This is a genomic window from Plantactinospora sp. KBS50 (genome assembly GCF_002285795.1).
Lineage (GTDB): Bacteria > Actinomycetota > Actinomycetes > Mycobacteriales > Micromonosporaceae > KBS50.
Genome location: NZ_CP022961.1, coordinates 3,602,519 through 3,619,014 on the forward strand (window position 1 = coordinate 3,602,519; position 16,496 = coordinate 3,619,014).

The following is a 16,496-nucleotide window of genomic DNA, read 5'->3' on the forward strand; positions in this document are numbered from 1 at the left end:
CAACGTTTCGGACAGGTTTCCGACGTCGACCCGGGCGGCTACCGCTCCGCTCGCCCGGGTCGACGCTCGGTCATGCGCCGACCGCCACGCCATTCGCGATCATGGAGGTCAGCCCATGTACCGGCCGCCGTTCACCCGTCGACGTTTCCTGCGAGCGGCCGGGGTGACCGCGGTGGCCTCCGCGGCCGGATCAGCCCTGCTGCGGGCGACCCCGGCGACGGCCGCCGTCGTCCCGCCCGCCCGACCGGACACCGGCGTGTCGGCGTACCCGTTCGACTTCGGCCAGGTCCAACTGACCTCCAGCCGATGGCTGGACAACCAGAACCGGACGCTGAACTACCTGCGCTTCGTCGACGCGGACCGGCTGCTCTACAACTTCCGCGCCAACCACCGGCTGTCCACCAACGGCGCCGCGGCGACCGGCGGCTGGGACGCGCCCACCTTCCCGTTCCGCACCCACATGCAGGGCCACTTCCTCACCGCGTGGGCCCAGGCCGCGGCCGTGCTCGGCGACACCACCTGCCGGGACAAGGCCACCTACATGGTCGCGGAACTGGCCAGATGCCAGGCGAACAACGGCACCGCGGGGTTCACCGCCGGCTACCTCTGCGGCTTCCCCGAGTCCGACTTCACCAGCCTGGAGGCCGGCTCGCTGTCCAACGGCAACGTGCCGTACTACGTCATCCACAAGACCCTCGCCGGGCTGCTGGACGTGTGGCGCCTCCTGGGCAGCACCCAGGCCCGGGACGTGCTGCTCGGGCTGGCCGGCTGGGTCGACTGGCGCACCGCCCGCCTCAGCTCCAGCCAGATGCAGTCCGTGCTGAACACCGAGTTCGGCGGGATGAACGAGGTGCTCGCCGACATCTACCAGCAGACCGGGGACGGCCGCTGGCTGACCGCCGCCCAGCGCTTCGACCACGCCGCCGTGTTCAACCCGCTGGCCTCCAACCAGGACCAGCTCAGCGGCCTGCACGCCAACACCCAGGTGCCCAAGTGGATCGGGGCGGCCCGGGAGTACAAGGCGACCGGCACCACCCGCTACCGGGACATCGCCACGAACGCCTGGGCCATCTGCACCGGCGCGCACACCTACGCCATCGGCGGCAACAGCCAGGCCGAACACTTCCGGCCGCCCAACGCCATCGCCGGGTACCTCAACCAGGACACCTGCGAGCACTGCAACAGCTACAACATGCTCAAGCTGACCCGGGAACTGTGGCTGCTCAACCCGGACCAGACCGCGTACTTCGACTTCTACGAGCGGGCGCTGCTCAACCACATCATCGGGGCGCAGAACCCGGCCGACAGCCACGGCCACATCACCTACTTCACCCCGCTCAACCCGGGCGGGCGCCGCGGCGTCGGTCCGGCCTGGGGCGGCGGTACGTGGAGCACCGACTACAACAGCTTCTGGTGCTGCCAGGGCACCGGCATCGAGGTCAACACGAAGTTGATGGACTCGATCTACTTCTACAACGGCAACACCCTCACGGTGAACCTGTTCATGCCCTCGGTGCTGAACTGGACGCAGCGCGGCATCACGGTCACCCAGACCACCACGTACCCGGTGAGCGACACCACGACGCTCCAGGTCACCGGCTCCGTCGGCGGCTCCTGGACGATGCGGATCCGGATTCCGGCCTGGGCCGCCGGCGCCACCGTCAGCGTCAACGGCACGGCGCAGAACATCAGCACCACGCCGGGCAGCTACGCCGCACTCACCCGGTCCTGGACCTCCGGCGACACCGTCACGGTCCGGCTGCCCATGACCGTGGCGCTGCGGGCCGCGAACGACAACGCCAACGTCGTGGCGGTCGGTTACGGCCCGGTGGTGCTGTGCGGCAACTACGGCAGTACGACGCTGTCGGCGCTGCCGTCGCTGAACACCTCGTCGGTGACCCGGACCGGCAGCGCCTCCCTCGCGTTCACCGCCACCGCCAACGGTTCCACCGTCAACCTGGGGCCGTTCCACGATGCGCAGGGGTTCAACTACACCGTCTACTGGAACGCCAACGGCGGCTCGACCGGGACCGGTTCGGCGACCTTCCGGCTGGCCAACGCGGCCAGCGGACTGGTGCTGGGGATCCAGAACATGTCCACCGCCGACGGCGGCCCGGCCCTGCAGTGGACCGACAGCGGGACCGCCGACCACAACTGGGAACCGTTGGTGGACGGCTCCGCGCTGCGGCTGCGCAACGCCAACAGCGGCAAGGTGCTCGGCGTGCAGAACATGTCCACCGCCGACAACGCGCCCGTGCTGCAATGGGGGGACAACGGCACCGCCGACCACCGGTGGACGGTCGTGGACAACGGTGACGGCACCCACAAGATCCGCAACGCCAACAGCGGCAAGCTGCTCGGCATCACCGGCAACTCCACCGCGAACGGGGCCCAGGCGGTCCAGGACTCGGACAACGGCACCGCCGACAACCTGTGGCGGTTCATCCCCAACGGCGCCTGCCGGATCCAGAACCTCGGCAGCGGGCTGGTGCTGGGCGTACAGAACATGTCCACCGCCGACGGCGGTCTGGTCATCCAGTGGGGCGACAGCGGCACCGCCGACCACCTCTGGACGGCGGTCGTGGACAGCGGCGGTTACCTGCGGCTGCGCAACTCGCACAGCGGCAAGGTGCTGGCCGTGGAGAACGGCGGCACCGGGAACGGGACCCGGGCGGTGCAGCTGCCCGACACCGCCGCCAACGACCGGCGCTGGCGGCTCAGGTACGGCGCCAACGGCTACTTCAAGATCCAGTCCGCGAACGGCGGCCGCCTGCTCGGCGTCAACGGCGCCTCCACGGCCCAGGGCGCGCAGGTTCTCATCTGGGACGACAACGGCACCAGCGACCACCTCTGGCGGTTCGTCTGACCGGCCGGGCAGACCCCGCGCCGGGCCGCCGGGCCGGCTTCCCACACCGGTCCGGCGGCCCGGCCCGGTCCGGCGGCCGCCGGGGTGCCGGGGTGCCGGGTGCCGGGTGCCGGGGTCGACACACCGGGCGCCTCGGCCGGCGTTCACGGCTCCACGACCGGCAGGATGGTCCGGCTACGCCGCGGTCGCGGGTACGCCTCGGCCGCCGCGGCCAGCCGGGCCGCGTGGTCCCGCTGCTTCTGCCAGTGGCCGTAGAGCGCGCCGCGCCGGGACAACCGGTCCACCTCCGAGATCGTCTCCGGTGCGACGTCACCGGCCGGGGCGTCCCGCCACGGGGTGCCGGGCAGCGGCATGAAGGTGTGCGCGTGGATGCGCGCACCGAGATCGGCCAGCTCACGGGCCAGATCCAGCGAGTCGGCCACGTCGTCCGCGCTCTCACCGGGCATCCCGAAGATCATGTCGACGTTGATCCGGAATCCCTCCTCGATGCCGAGCCGGGCCGCCCGCCTGACCTCGTCCACGCCGTGCCCACGCTTGGCCGCGCCGAGGACCCGGTCGGAACCCGACTGCGCGCCCACGATGATGTTGTTGTTCGCGCAGTACCGCCGGACCAGGCGCAGCGCCCGCCGGCTGACGTGCTCGGGCCGGATCTCGCTGGGGAACGAGCCGAAGAAGACCCGACCGTCCGGGCCGATCCCCTCCCGGCAGGAGGCCAGCAGTTCCTCGACGGCGTCGAGGTTCGGCTCCTCGGTCTGGCTGCCGTAGCTCAGCGCCGTCGGCGTGATGAACCGGACGTCCCGCAGCCCGCGCGCCCGCATCTGGTCGACGTGCCATCGCACGTTCTCCACGCTGCGGTGCCGGAACCGGGCCGAGAACATGAAGGGCGTCTGGCAGAAACGGCAGGCGTAGACACAACCTCTGGTGATCTCCAGGGCGTTGAACCTGTCCCACCTGAGGGCGAAGCCGGGGAAGTCGTTGAGGTCGCGTTGCCTGGCCCTGCCGGTCCGGACCAGGGTGCCGTCGGCGTCGCGGTAGGCAAGCCCGCTGATGCCGGCCGGGTCGCCCTTCCCGTCGACCAGGCTCAGCAGGGTCGACTCCCCCTCGCCGATCGCCGCCATGTCCCAACCCGCGTCGAGGGTCTGCACCGGTTCCGCGGTGGCGTGCACTCCGCCGGCCACGTGGGTGACGTTCGGGCCGTCGGCGAGCGCTCGGATCTGCCTGAGCTCGTCGGCCAGGCCCGCGGCGTCGGGCGAGTAGAAGGACCAGAGCACCAACGTCGGGGCGCCGGTCGCCACCGCCGCCCGGATGTGCTCGGCCGTGGCCTCCGGCGTCTCCCCGAAGAGCACCTCGTACCGGGTGCCGGTCTCGTGCTGGCCGAGCGCCCCCAGCAGCGCGTGGAGGCCGTACGTGACGGCCTTGCGGTAGCGCAGCACCAGGACCAGCTCAGGACCGTTCATGCCGCGATTTTGCCAGTCGCGGGTCCCCGCCCGCCGGCCCGTGCGCACCGGGCCGGCGCGGCGGGCCTCAGAGCCAGGCCGTGCCCAGCCAGGCGGCCACGGCGGCGACCACGAGCAGACCGATGTTGAGCCCGATCTGCCGGGTCTCGCCGCGGGACAGGTGCACCACCATGCCACCGACCTGGATCAGCACGAGGCCGATCGCCGCGGCGATCGCGAGCCAGCTGGCGATCCCGGTCAGCGGCGGCAGGATCAGGCCGACCGCGCCGAGAATCTCCAGCGTCCCGATGGCCCGGACGAACGGCATGGGTACGCGATCGATCCAGCCCATCATGGGTTGCAGTTGCTCCCTGCTCTGGGCCACCTTCTTGCCGCCGGCGTACAGGTAGAAGACCGCCAGCAGCGCCGCGATGATCCAGTAGGCGAGTTCCATCGGGGTCCCTTCGGGGGATGGCGTCGGCACCAGGATGGTTACCAACGGTAAGTAGAGACATGATGCGGCACTATTGACGGGCGTACAAAAGGCACACGAGTGTGCGTGAGGCACCGGAGGTGGCATGTCCCAGTACGAGCACACCTGCATGATCCGCGGCGACGCCGGGGCGACGATCCGGCCGATCCTCGATCGGATCTGCAACAAGTGGACGCTGCTGGTGGTGTCCACCCTCGATCAGGGCACGCTGCGCTTCGGCGACCTGCGGCACCAGATCCCGGGGATCTCCCAGCGCATGCTGACGCTGACGCTGCGCAACCTGGAACGTGACGGCCTGGTCTCCCGGACCGTGTACGCCGAGGTCCCGCCGCGGGTGGAGTACGCCCTCACCCCGGTCGGCAGGAGCCTCATCCCGCCGGCGCTGGCCCTCGCGGGCTGGGCCATCGAGCACCTGCCGCACATCGAGGCCAGCCGGGCGGCCCACCGACAGGACACCGGCGCCGCGCCCGGACGTACCGGCTGAGGACGGCGCCCGCCGGGTCAGCCGGCCGCGGGAAAGACGTCCTGGATGGGTCGGGTGGTCTCCAGGTTCCACAGCCGGTTGTAGTACTCCCGCATGTGCTGGTCGGCCAGCTTCTCGCTGCGGATGCTGATCGCGAACTCCTTGTCCGGCCCGTCGGTGTGGGTGAAGATGACCTCGTCGTCGTAGATGCCCACGCTGAACGCCTCGGTGGCGTGCACGGACCCGCCGAGCAGCCGCACGTGGTAGCTCCGCCGGCGCGCGGCGGCCTCCCGGACGGTCCGCAGTTCGATGGCGTAGAAGTCCGTCATCGCCGGCTTGTCGCAGTACAGGATGATGCGCCGGAAGCTTCGTCCCGGCGAACGCATCGCCCACTCGCGGCACGCCTGGAAGTGCCGCTCGGCCGCCACGCCGCGCCGTGGGCCCTCCCCGCGCAGGTACGTCACCCACACCCGCTTCTTCGCCTGGCCGACCGCCCGACGGGTGGCGCCGTACACGTCCTCCTCCCCCTCGAAGAAGCGCACCCGCGGCGCCGTACCGGCCTCGGCGGCGGCCCGCGCCAGCACCGCCAGGTCGGCCCGCGCGGACGCGAGCGACCGCGTTCCGGCCGACAGGCTCGCCGCCTGCGCCAGCGCCAGCCCGACCAGCCAGAAGAGGGTGGCCGCGAGGAACTCCTTCTCGTACCGCTGGATGCCGATCTCCTGGGTCAGGAACGCGCCCCAGAGGTAGACGGCGAGCAGGACCAGAATGACGCCGCCGAATCCGTACCTGAAGATGAGGTCCGCGATCCTCAATGCCTTGTGCACCGAACGACTCCTGGCCACGCCTCGGCGATGGGACCGGTGCCGCGACGCTACCCCGCGCCGTACGGCGGCACCCGCCGACTGGCCGGTTCCCGACACCGTTGGCCGACGGCCGGCCGTCCCGACCGTCCCGATCGGACCGTTGGGAAGACCGGGACGGCCGGGGTCGTGGGCGGCGGGAACCCCGGCCTCACGGGAAGTCGTCCGGGGTGGTTTCCGCGAGCGTGGCCAGCAACTGCCCGGCCAGGATTCCCACCGTGCCGTCGTGGTCCTGACCGACGAGCCGGACCAGCAGGTCGCGCGCCCCCGGCTCCCGGCCGTAGTGCCGGGCCAGCGCGATCAGGGCCATCCGCCGGATCTCCCAGTCGTCGTCGTCGACCAGCCTGGTCAGCTGTTCCTGCACCCCGCTGCCGCCGGCCAGGGTCACCGCGAGCTGCCCGACCGCGCACCGCCGGACGTCCAGGTCGGGGTCGTCGCGAACCAGGCCCACCAGCAGCACCCGGACCTCAGGGTCGGCGCCGAAGTGCTGGCCCAGCGCCGCGGCGATCCGGGCCCGGATGGCCGGGTCCTGGTCGGCCAACCGGCGCATCAGCCGCAGCGTCACCGCCATGGACGCCGCGTCGTGCTCGCTCAGGCAGCGCACCGCGGCGTCGAACACCGCCGGGTCGGTGTCCGACTCGATGCGCTCCAGCAGCACGTCGGTGACCTCGTCCGGGCTCCAGTTCGCGCACAGCGTCTGCACGGCCGCCAGCCGGATGCCCGCGTAGCTGTCCCGACTGGTGCGCCGGCACAGCGTCTCCACCAGGGTGTCGGTGTCGCCGTCGCGGGCCAGCGCGCGGGCGGCCGCGCGCAGCACGTTCGGATCCGGGTCCCGGCGTACCTGCTCGGCCAGGCACTCCCGCACCTCCGGGTCCAGCGGGTCGCCGGTGCGGGTCAGGCCGCGGGTCACCCGCAGCCGGACGATCGGGTCCCGTTCCTCGGCCGCCCGCGCGATCAGCAGATCCCGGGTGGCCTGCCCGAACGGCGGCCGGCCGGTGAGCAGGTCGACCGCGGCCAGCCGGAGGCTCGCGGTCGGATCCTGGTGCGCCCGCTCCAGCAGCAGCTGCCAGGTACGCCGGTCCGGGAACGCCTCGGCCAGCGCCCGGACCGCGGCGAGCCGCACCGTCGCGTCCTCGTCCTCGCAGGTCCGGTCCGCCGCCACCGCCCAGTCGGCGTCGTCCGGTCGGGACCGGCCCAGCAACGCCGCCACCGCCGCGGCCCGCACCGCGGCGTCCTCGTCGTGTTCGATCCGGTCCACCAGCCGGTCCCGGCACCGCCCGTCCGGGTCGGCCACCAGCGCCAGCCGTTGCACGGCCACCGCCCGCACCCGGGCCGAGGAGTCCGAGCCGGCCAGCTTCAGCAGCAGTTCGCCGTCCGCCGGTGCGCCCCGGCCGGACAGCAGTTCGGCCGCCAGGCAGCGCCGCACCTCGTCCGGGGCCTCGCCGTCCAGCCGCGCCAGCGCCCGGGTACGGGCCGGCCCGGCGTACCCGGGCAGCGCGCTGAGGCATTCCAGTGCGCTCTGCACGACGCCGGGATCGTTGTCGGTGGCCAGCATCCGGTGCAGCGTCTCGGGCACACCCGGCAGGCCGGAGCAGCGTCGGGCGAGCACGGTCGCGGCGGCCCGGCGTACCGTGGTGTCCCGGTCCCCGGTGGCGCGTTCCAGCAGCAGCCGGCGGATGTCCTCGTCCGCGGCGGCCCGGCCGGCCAGCGACTGCACGACGATTCCGCGCACCGCCGCGTCGGGCGAGTCGAGCAGATCCCGCAGCACGTCGCCGAGATCCGGGTCGGCCCCGAGCTGGGCGCCCAGCGCCCGTGCCGCGGCCTGCCGCACGGCGGTGGAGCCCTCCGCCCGCGCCTGGTCGAACAGTAGGTCCCGGCAGTACCGGCGGCTGGCGCCGTCCAGCCGGCCGCCGGCCTCGGCCAGGCCGGCGACCAGGGCTATCCGGGCGCGCCGCTCGCGGTCCTCGCCGAGTTCCCGGATCAGCAGCTCCACGAACTGCTCCTGCGGCGTGGACAGCATCGCGGCGGCCCGGGTGGCGAAGGTGGAGCCGCCGAGGCGCCAACTGGTCCGCACGCCGCGGCGGCGGTACCAGTGCAGGAAGGTGGCCCGCCCGGGCCACTGCGCCCCGAGCACCCGGATCGAGGAGAGCAGTTCCTGCTCGGTCAGTTCCACCAGGTTCGGGTCCTCGGCCGAGATGCCGTGTTCGACAAGCAGCACGACCTGGCGGAGCACCGCCTCACCCGCACCGGCCAGTTCGGCCGGCTGCGGCGCCTCCGCCACGCACTGCGCGGCCAGCACCAGGTTCCACGGCGGGCTGCTCAGGTTCAGCGGCGGCCAGGGCCGGTTGACCTCGGTGGCCAACAGCGTGATCAGCTCGTTGGCGGTGGCGGCCGGCAACGCGCTGGCGACCAGCCGGAGCACCTCCCGCCAGGACGGGTCGGCCCAGTGCTCGCGGAACATCGCCCGCATCTGGTCCACGCCCCAGGCGGCCGGATCGTGCCCGAACCTGTCCACGATCTCCTCGGCGCAGAAGTACTCCAGAAACGTGCGGTGCACGAAACCGAACAGACGCAGCCCGTACCGTTCCAGCAGGAAATTGCGCTGGCGCAGTTTCTCGATCATCGAGGTGGCCATGGCGTGCGCCCGCTCGTTCTCGAAACCGTACAGCTCGGCCAGATGATCCCGGAAGATCCGCGCCAATTCGTCGGCCTCAATATAATTCCCCGCCGGCCCGGACTCCCGGTACTGCATCCAGAACGCCAGATGGCGCAGCAGTCGCCGCTTCGCCTGCGGGTCCAGCGGCGGCACGTCGGCATAGCTTTCCCGCAGTTGCTTGGTCACGTCCCATTCGGAGATGAGCACGTCCGTGACGTGCTCGTACAGCCGGCGCCGGTTGCGCGGCAGCGGGTGGTCCCGGCCGACGATCGCCATGAGCATCAACAGCAGCGGGTTGCCGGCGATCTCGTACATCGCCCGGGATCCACGCACCACGTCGAGAATCTGCTGCCGCTGCCGCTCGGCCTCGGCCGGCGGGGTGGAGGTGACGTACCGGTACCAGTTGCCGAGGAACCGGCCGATCCGCTCGTGGTCGAGGTCCTCCAGGGTGAAGTGGTCGAAGCCCGCGTTGGCGAAGGTGTGCCGCAGGTACCCGGCGGCCCGCGAGGTGACCACCGTCCGCACCCCCGGGTAGTCGTTGGCGAACGCGGCGATCTGCGCGGCGGTCTCCTCCCGCCGCACCGGGTCGAAGACCTCGTCCAGGCCGTCGAACAGGAACAGCGCCTGGCCACCCTGCCGCAGGTACGCCTCCAGCACCTCCCGCTCGATCCCGGCCAGGCCCTGCTGATGCCGGTGCCCGACGTAGTCCAGCAGGCCGTCGCAGCGCCCGTCCCCGTGGTGCGCCGCGTACGAGCGCAGCTCGACCAGCACCGGCAGGTACCCCTTGAGCGCCGCCAGCCGGGGTTCGCGGCCCACCCCGGCCAACGCCAGCGCGAGGTAGCGGGTGGTGGCCGACTTTCCCGAGCCGGGATCGCCGAGCAGCACGATCGCCCGCCGGCCGGGGTCCCCCATCACCTCGAACAGCGCCAGCGCGTCCTTGGCGGCGTACTCGGTGCGCAGCCGTTCCATCTCCTCCGGGTCCACCACCCCGGGCAGCCCGCCGGCGTCGCCCTCCGGGCTGGAGCCCGCCCACCGCCACCAGGCGAGCGGCATCTCCGGCCGGGCGTCCTCGTGCACCAGCGGCTCGACGAACACCGTCGACAGGCCCACGGTCAGATACCGGCTGGTGGGTCGCGGCGAGACGGCGTCCAACGGCACCGCCTGGTACCGCTGCCGCAGCCGGCGCAGGTACTGGCTGCGCACGGCCTCGGGCAGGTTGGTGTCCGGGTCACCCGGCTCGCGCGCCGGGGATCGGCCGCTGCGCACGTCGGCCAGTGCCACGGTCACCTTGGCGGCCAGGTCGTCCACGCCGGTGAAGAAGGCGCACAGGTGACGCTCCTTCAGCTCCCGGCGCAGCGCGTCGATCTGCCGCCGGTCGCCGTCCCGGTCCACCATGTCCACCGACCACGGCGTCTCCTCGGCGAGCAGGAAGATCAGGCAGGGCTTCCCGGCGGCGAGCGCCTCCCGGTATTCCAGTTCGGTGATGGAGGATTCCTGACCGGGTGGCCGGTAGCCGTACCGCCAGGCGAACAGTCCGACGTAGAGATCGCACCGGCGCACGTCGGTGAGGCACCGCTCCAGCGGCGGGCGCACGTCGGCGCCGTACGCCTCCATGGCCACGTCTTCGATCTCCAGACGCCGCGCCGCCGCGTGCACGGCAGCGCGATATTCCAGCAGGTCCTTTTGGGTGGCCGAAATGTAAACCTTCATGGACGGCAAACTCCAGGAGTGGCTGGCAACCGCACCAATCAAAATATCAGCCGGGTTCACATCGCCCGGGTCACACGTTCGTCCGCCAACCGCGGGCCGGATATGGGATTCGACCGGCCGACGGGCCTATGATGGCCGCAGACAGATTCGGATCCGGAGGAATCCATGCTCACGGTGGGTGAGGTGCACACCAGCCTCCTCCAGCACGGCGCGGCGCTTTCCCAGGAGCAGAGTTCCGAGGTGCTCACGATCGCGGGCAGCGAAGCGGTCCGCACCTCCCGCCGCCCCTCGCTGTACGCGGTCTCCCCGGACCTGCACACCGGGGTGGACTGCTGGCTGCCCAGCGCCCGGCACCGCCGGCTGCGCGGGGTGGGCGCGGTGGTGACCCGGGCCGTCATCACCGGTGGCCGGATCGTGCAGACCTCCTCGACGGTGCAGATCGTGCCCGGGCACCGCCGCCGGCCGTGGTCGCACTACCTGGCCAACCCGGGCGTCCTGGAGACGGTCGGCAAGCTGGACGTCGCCGACCTGACCGAGGGCTTCCTGCGCGGCAACGCCGCGGACGTGCTGAGCCTGGAGGCGATCACCGGTCGGATGCTCGACGGCGTACAGATGTCCGACCTGCTGGACCGGCGCCCGCCCCTGCGGGCGGCACGGACCCGGCTGCGCTGGACCGCCCGGGTGGCCGGCGGTCCGGATCCCACCGGCTCCGCGGTGATCACCGTGGAGACCCCGACGCTGCGTACGGTCGAACTCGTGGTCGAGCAGCAGGACGCCCCGGCCGCGGTGGCCGGGCTGTGCGAGGACCTCGCCCTGCACGACTGGCTGCTCACCACGCTGTCCACGCTGGTGGAGAGCGCGGTCGCCCGGCCCGGGCCGACGCACGCCAATGCCGACCGGCTGCGGCCGGTACTGGAGCACCTGCTGCACCTGTGGCTGCCCGGCGCCCGGGTGGCGCCGCGGCTGCGCACGGTCTGGGACCGGCTGGAGCAGGAGCCCGGGTTCAGTCGGCAGTGGAACTCGTCGATCGGTTGGATACGGGACCAGGTCACCGCGGGCAATCTGGCGCTGCTGCGCCAGTTGAGGGACCGGATCCTGGTCGACCAGCCCTGTGTGCCCTGACCACGGTCAGCCGCCGATGAACACGTAACTCAGCCGGTCGACCAGTTCCTCGGGCAGGGTCAGGCCCTCGCCACGGGCGCGGTCGGCGGCCTGCCGGGCGACCGCCGACGGGACCGCAACCTGGCTCAGGATGGTCCGCACGGCGTGCTCCACCGGCAGGTACCGGATGTCCATCAGGGTCACCGAGCGGTACGCGCAGAACGGCGTGGCCTGCGGGTTCAGCTGGATGAGCCCCGGCAGTTCGTCCCAGTCGGCGGGCAGCGGTTCGCCGGCCGGCAGCCGGTACGGCTGGGTGATCGTCTCGCCCCGGTGCCGCAGCAGCCCGAGCCGCGTCAGCTGCCAGACCGAGGCGAGCAGGGCGCAGGCCCAGACCCGGCCCTTCGCCTCGTCCGACCACAGCTCCACGTCGACGAAGATGGAGTGCGGGGGATCGCCGGACTCCACCGGGGGCGACCACCTCGGCGGCAGGGTCATCGCCGGCCCGACGGCCTGCCCCGGCGAGCGCTGGCCGTTGGACAGCCAGCCCGACTCGCTCAGCGGCGGCCGGCTCCCGGTGGTGTGCCGGGGCGGCTCGACCACCAGGGCGTCCACCACCAGCCGGGCCAACTCCACGTCCTCGTGCCGGGCGAAGCTGGACTCCCGGGCCACGTAGTCCAGCACCAGGCCGTACTCGGCCGCGGTCGAGCGCACCTGCGGGATCACCTCGCCCGGGGTGCCGAACCGGTGGAAGTAGTCGTCCACCAGGAAGCACGTGCTGATCCGGGGCTGCCGGCCGGGATTGAGGCCGACCGCCGCGAGGGCGGGTATCGCCTGGGTCCAGGCGGCGATCCGCTCGAACTTGCGGCGCAGTTCCCGGCACCCGTCGCCGAAGTCCTCGGCGTAGATGTGTCCCAACTCCACGGACAGATGCGAGTAGGCCACGCTCTCGGTGCGGGGCACCGCGGCTGCCTCCCGGAACGTGACATCCATGCTCATCACACGGTCTCCCACGCGGTCTCGTCGAAGAGCTTTTCGGTCAGCTCCACGAAGGCGTCCACGGTCCGCGCATTGGCGATCTTGGTCTGCACGTCGTGGTCCGAGATGAGCTGCTCACGCCATTGCAGCAGCGGATCGAGCGGCACCATGCCGAGCAGGGTGGTCCGGCCGGTACCCCGGCGCCGGGCCAGCTCGGTCAACTCGGTGTCGCACATGGTCAGGAACGCCCGCTGGGCGAGATCGAGGTGGCCGACCTCCGGGCCACGCGGGTTGATCACGGCGGTCCGGATGAACCGCAGCGACTCGCGGAGCCGTTCCGGCTCGTGGCCGTACTCCTTGCCCATCGCCAGGATGCCCCTGCCTCGAAGGCGAGATCCGCGGCGGCCGTCACGTGCTGGGGGTCCACCGGTGAAAGACCAGCCAGCGGACGGTCACCTTGCGCAGGACGGCGTTGGCGGTGGCGGCCAGCGCGATCTGGCTGGCATAGGAGCGGCCGGCGCTCAGGTCCACCAGGGTCAGGTCGAACTCCTCATCCAGCCGCAGGAAGAGCTCGGTGCAGCGCTTCGCGATGTCGTTGGTGAAGCCGAACTCGCTGCCGTTGCGCTGCCCGGGCAGCAGCACCAACGAGCCCGACCCGGTGGGCCGCTGGCGCAGACTGGACCGCTCGGAGGTGGCCCACACGTCCAGTTGCTCCGGGGCCGGGATCTCGCCGCGCAGGTAGCGGTGCAGACCCCCGCCGTTCGGCCCGGCGCCCTCCACCCCGTTGGTGGCCTCCGGGATCTGGAAGGTGATGCCGGCGGTCGGCGAACCGAAGTCGTAGTCGAGATAGCAGGTGGGGCGGCCGGAGAGCGCGCTGCGGTAGGCGAGGTTCGCCGCCGTCACCGACCGCCCGGTGCCGCCCTTGTGCGAGGTGACGAAGACCAGCATTCAGATCCCCTCGCTGGCCTTCTGCTGCCCGGTCGTGATGTCGTTGAGTTGCAGCAGCATCGTGTTCGCCACGGCCGCCGCGGTGCCGGGTCGCTCCTTGACCAGTTGCTGGGCCCGGCTCAGGCTGGCCCGGATGCTGCGCATGCTGCGCCGCATCGCCTCACCGGCGAAGGTGCCGCGCATCAGCTCCTGATCGAACAGGTACTCGGCCTCGTCGATGAGTTCCTGCGCGTGCGAGGCCAACCGGCCGGACCGGGGTAGGGCCGGTCCCAGAGCAGTTGGCCGGCGCTGACCAGCGACTGCACCACCCGCATGGTCAGGTACCAGCTGGGCTCCTGCGGCACCGCCGCCAGCCCCGGAAACGCGCCCCCGACGTTGTCCCACAGCCCCCGGTGCCGACCGTCCGGGATGCGGCGCAGCAGCAGGTGCTCCCACACCTCGTCGGCCATGTCCAGCAGTTCACTGCGCCGCCGGACCTCGCTCAGCAGGCCGGCGACGGTGACCGCCCGCTGCAGCAGCACCGTGGAGAACTCGTTGACGTTCCATGTCATGATCGGCTTCGAGGTGTCGTCGTTCAGCGTCACCCGCTTGCCCGGCCAGTGCACGCTCAGCGCCGCCTCGCCCGGCGAGGCGCGGCGGGTGATCCGGGACCGCTGCGCCAGCTCCACCAGCACGGCGGCGATCCGACCGAGTTCCTCGTCGGCACCCCGCCCGCCGGCGATCAGGCCCTTCACCGCCAGCGAGGTGACCTGCAGGCTGTAGTAGTCGGTCCGGTCGCCGTCGGTGGTCCGCCACGGCACGTCCTCGATCGGCCACCGCCGCCGGTTGCCGAAGGTCGCCACCGTCGCCCAGTAGGTCCGGGTCAGCTCCCAGCGCAGTTGCAGCGCGCTGGCAAGCCGCTGCTGCTCCTCGTTGAGCAGCCCGAGCAGCCGGGTGCGCTCCGAGTTCAGGTCCTCGATCGCGTCCATGGCGATCACCGTGAAGTAGAGGTAGGGCGCGTTCTCCGCCGCACCGGCGCGCTGCGGACCGATCGGCTCGGTGGTCTCGATGTCCTCGGCCGTCGAGATGACCCCCAGGACCAGCCGCACTCGAAGAGCATGTCGCTGTTGTCGAGATCCTCGTTCACCCGGCCGGATCCGATCAGCACGCTGCGCAGGCTCGCCATCGTGCCGCGCAACTGCTCGCGCAGCGCCGCCACGACCTCCCGGCGGGGCACCTCGTCCTGGTTGACCATGTCGCACAGCCGGACGCCGTACTCGTCACCGGAGGCGAATATGGAGGTGCTGAAGCTGCGCAGCAGGCCCGCCATGGCCGCGCTGAGCCGGTTGCTGGCCAACCGCTCGAGCCGGACCAGTTGGTCCTTGACGTCCCGCCGCTGGGTGGCGGCCCGGTAGACCCGGACGAAGCCGATCGTCGCCAGGGTGAGCGTGATGGAGACCGCGAACGAGTCGACGATGTCCAGGTCGCGCTGCCGGTCGGTCAGCTCCGGGCCGTTGTCCAGCGGGGAGAGATATCCCGCGCCCGCGAAGACCGGGGTGCCGTTCCCGTCGCTGTACTGTTCGTAGTAGTCGATCATGATGCCGAGCAGCCGGCGGGGGATCTCGATCGCGCCGCCGACCGGGGAGAACGCCTCCACCACCTCCTCGTCGGTGCGGTCCGGGTCGTCCAGCGACAACACGGGGACCTTGGCCGCCGGGAGCAGCATGGTCAGCAGCTGTTCCGCGTCGCTGATCGAATTGGCGCCGCGCCGCCCGCCCCACTGCCACTCGCCGCCCTGCCAGCAACTGCGCACCGTGGCCCGCCAGATCTCGAGAATCTCCTGGCGCGGCTGTATCCGCATGGTCCACCGCCGTCTGTTGTAGTCGTCGACCGAACGTGGTGTCGCGTCGTGCGCGATGATTCACGATGGGCTGCGCACTCCATCGTATCCATTTCACCCAAACGCCGTTCGCACCGTCTTGCCGACCAGTGTGTCGGCGACCGGCGCCGTTCGTCCAGATCTGACCGCGATTCTGGCCCGTCCCGCCGCTGTGGTCAGCCGCTGGTACGCCCGGTGACCAGCAACATTGTCAGATGTTCGTCTCGCAGCGGCGGATCCGGTCGGACCTCCCGGAAGTCCAGTTCGTACGCGCGCGCCGCGATGGTCGCGGCCACCTCGGCGCGACCCAACTCCACCGCGGGAAACCACCGCTGGCCGACGCGGTAGCCGCGGGAGCCGAGCATGAACGCCGCCGCGAACGGCGAGTCGGGACACAACGCGTCGAGAAACCGGCCGATCGCACGTTCGTATTCGACCCGATCGGCGGATATCGAACATGCCACGAAGAACATGGTGCCCGCGTTCCATGCATGCCGCGGCAGGTCGAAGACGCTGATCCGCAGAACCCTGCCGATCGCGGCGAGCCGGGCGCGCGGATCGGCCAGCGCCGCGTAGGACGGGCGCTCGGCGCAGACCTGCCAGTACGGATCCCAGATGCCGTCGTAGCACTCGACCTGGCGAGCGAGCCAGTCGAGGTTGGACGGCGCCAGGTCGCACAGGTCGAGGCGGCGGGCGAACGGCAGCAGTGGCAGGACCGGATAGAGGTTCGCGCCCGAGCCGACATCGACACAGCGGGCATCCCGCAGATCCGAGTCGGCGAAGAAATCCCTGACCCGACGGAGGATCTCGCGGTCGTCGTCACGCAGCGCGCTGTAATTTTTCTGAACGTAGGATTGCGGATCGAAGGTATCCCAGGCGACCTCGGAGTTCACCGGCCCGCCGCCCGCAACCGGCACAGCGGGCGTCGTCGACGCACCACAACCGGCGCCATGCGCCGGCACCAATGCCATAGACGTGCCTCCATCGACTGTCGGCGGGTCACGGTGGCCGCTGGTCCGGGCCGCTCAGCACGTTGACCAATTTCTATCCGAATCGATAGCCGGTGGCAAGTGTCCGCATCCCGACTCGGAACTCTCCTGATCACGGGGCTCCGGCCCCCGAGTTCACAG

The 16,496-nt window shown here is 71.3% G+C and carries 12 protein-coding genes and 1 pseudogene; 3 read left to right on the top strand and 10 right to left on the bottom strand.

From position 1 onward, the window contains the following. The first annotated feature begins 115 nt into the window (after positions 1-115). Complete coding sequence (locus CIK06_RS15975; protein WP_095565492.1) at positions 116-2,866, top strand: beta-L-arabinofuranosidase domain-containing protein; 2,751 nt, start codon at positions 116-118, stop codon at positions 2,864-2,866. Between the two features lie 143 nt (positions 2,867-3,009). On the opposite strand, the gene CIK06_RS15980 is transcribed toward CIK06_RS15975, so the two are convergent. Next, complete coding sequence (locus tag CIK06_RS15980) at positions 3,010-4,323, bottom strand: TIGR04013 family B12-binding domain/radical SAM domain-containing protein (protein WP_095565493.1); 1,314 nt, start codon at positions 4,321-4,323, stop codon at positions 3,010-3,012. Positions 4,324-4,390: 67 nt separating this feature from the next. Further along, entirely contained in the window at positions 4,391-4,756 is a 366-nt protein-coding gene (locus tag CIK06_RS15985) for a DoxX family protein (RefSeq protein WP_095565494.1), read from the bottom strand. Between the two features lie 124 nt (positions 4,757-4,880). On the opposite strand from CIK06_RS15985, the gene CIK06_RS15990 reads away from it, so the two are divergent. Continuing rightward, on the top strand, positions 4,881-5,279 hold the full coding sequence (locus CIK06_RS15990; protein WP_095565495.1) for a helix-turn-helix domain-containing protein: 399 nt from the start codon (positions 4,881-4,883) through the stop codon (positions 5,277-5,279). Between the two features lie 17 nt (positions 5,280-5,296). On the opposite strand, the gene CIK06_RS15995 is transcribed toward CIK06_RS15990, so the two are convergent. Together CIK06_RS15995 and CIK06_RS16000 are read right to left on the bottom strand one after the other, a co-directional pair. Next, positions 5,297-6,082, bottom strand: a complete 786-nt coding sequence (locus CIK06_RS15995; RefSeq protein ID WP_157756791.1) for a hypothetical protein — start codon at positions 6,080-6,082, stop codon at positions 5,297-5,299. Positions 6,083-6,269: 187 nt separating this feature from the next. Then, positions 6,270-10,484, bottom strand: a complete 4,215-nt coding sequence (locus CIK06_RS16000) for a HEAT repeat domain-containing protein (protein WP_095565497.1) — start codon at positions 10,482-10,484, stop codon at positions 6,270-6,272. A gap of 165 nt (positions 10,485-10,649) precedes the next feature. Here CIK06_RS16000 and CIK06_RS16005 point away from each other — a divergent pair, with 165 nt between their 5' ends. Beyond that, the gene (locus CIK06_RS16005) at positions 10,650-11,606 is read left to right on the top strand and encodes an SCO2521 family protein (RefSeq protein ID WP_095565498.1); all 957 of its coding nucleotides are present in this window, start codon (positions 10,650-10,652) and stop codon (positions 11,604-11,606) included. Between the two features lie 6 nt (positions 11,607-11,612). Here CIK06_RS16005 and CIK06_RS16010 read toward each other — a convergent pair whose 3' ends face one another. The 6 genes and pseudogenes from CIK06_RS16010 to CIK06_RS16030 all read right to left on the bottom strand — a co-directional run bounded on the left by CIK06_RS16010 (position 11,613) and on the right by CIK06_RS16030 (position 16,337). Beyond that, the gene (locus CIK06_RS16010; RefSeq protein WP_232533659.1) at positions 11,613-12,581 is read right to left on the bottom strand and encodes an SCO2522 family protein; all 969 of its coding nucleotides are present in this window, start codon (positions 12,579-12,581) and stop codon (positions 11,613-11,615) included. Further along, positions 12,581-12,925 carry a hypothetical protein gene (locus tag CIK06_RS32475; protein WP_369915979.1) on the bottom strand — a complete coding sequence of 115 codons (345 nt, stop codon included), beginning with the start codon at positions 12,923-12,925 and terminating at the stop codon, positions 12,581-12,583. The genes CIK06_RS16010 and CIK06_RS32475 overlap by 1 nt, the downstream gene beginning before the upstream one ends. A gap of 43 nt (positions 12,926-12,968) precedes the next feature. Further along, on the bottom strand, positions 12,969-13,508 hold the full coding sequence (locus CIK06_RS32480; RefSeq protein WP_369915980.1) for an SCO2523 family variant P-loop protein: 540 nt from the start codon (positions 13,506-13,508) through the stop codon (positions 12,969-12,971). Further along, positions 13,509-13,751, bottom strand: coding sequence for a hypothetical protein (locus CIK06_RS16020; protein ID WP_157756792.1), 243 nt, complete (start codon positions 13,749-13,751; stop codon positions 13,509-13,511). It abuts the gene before it with no gap. Next, positions 13,691-15,348: pseudogene (locus tag CIK06_RS32485) on the bottom strand (SCO2524 family protein). The gene CIK06_RS16020 and the pseudogene CIK06_RS32485 overlap by 61 nt, the downstream one beginning before the upstream one ends. A gap of 194 nt (positions 15,349-15,542) precedes the next feature. Next, positions 15,543-16,337 carry an SCO2525 family SAM-dependent methyltransferase gene (locus CIK06_RS16030; protein WP_095565501.1) on the bottom strand — a complete coding sequence of 265 codons (795 nt, stop codon included), beginning with the start codon at positions 16,335-16,337 and terminating at the stop codon, positions 15,543-15,545. Between the last annotated feature and the right edge of the window lie 159 nt (positions 16,338-16,496).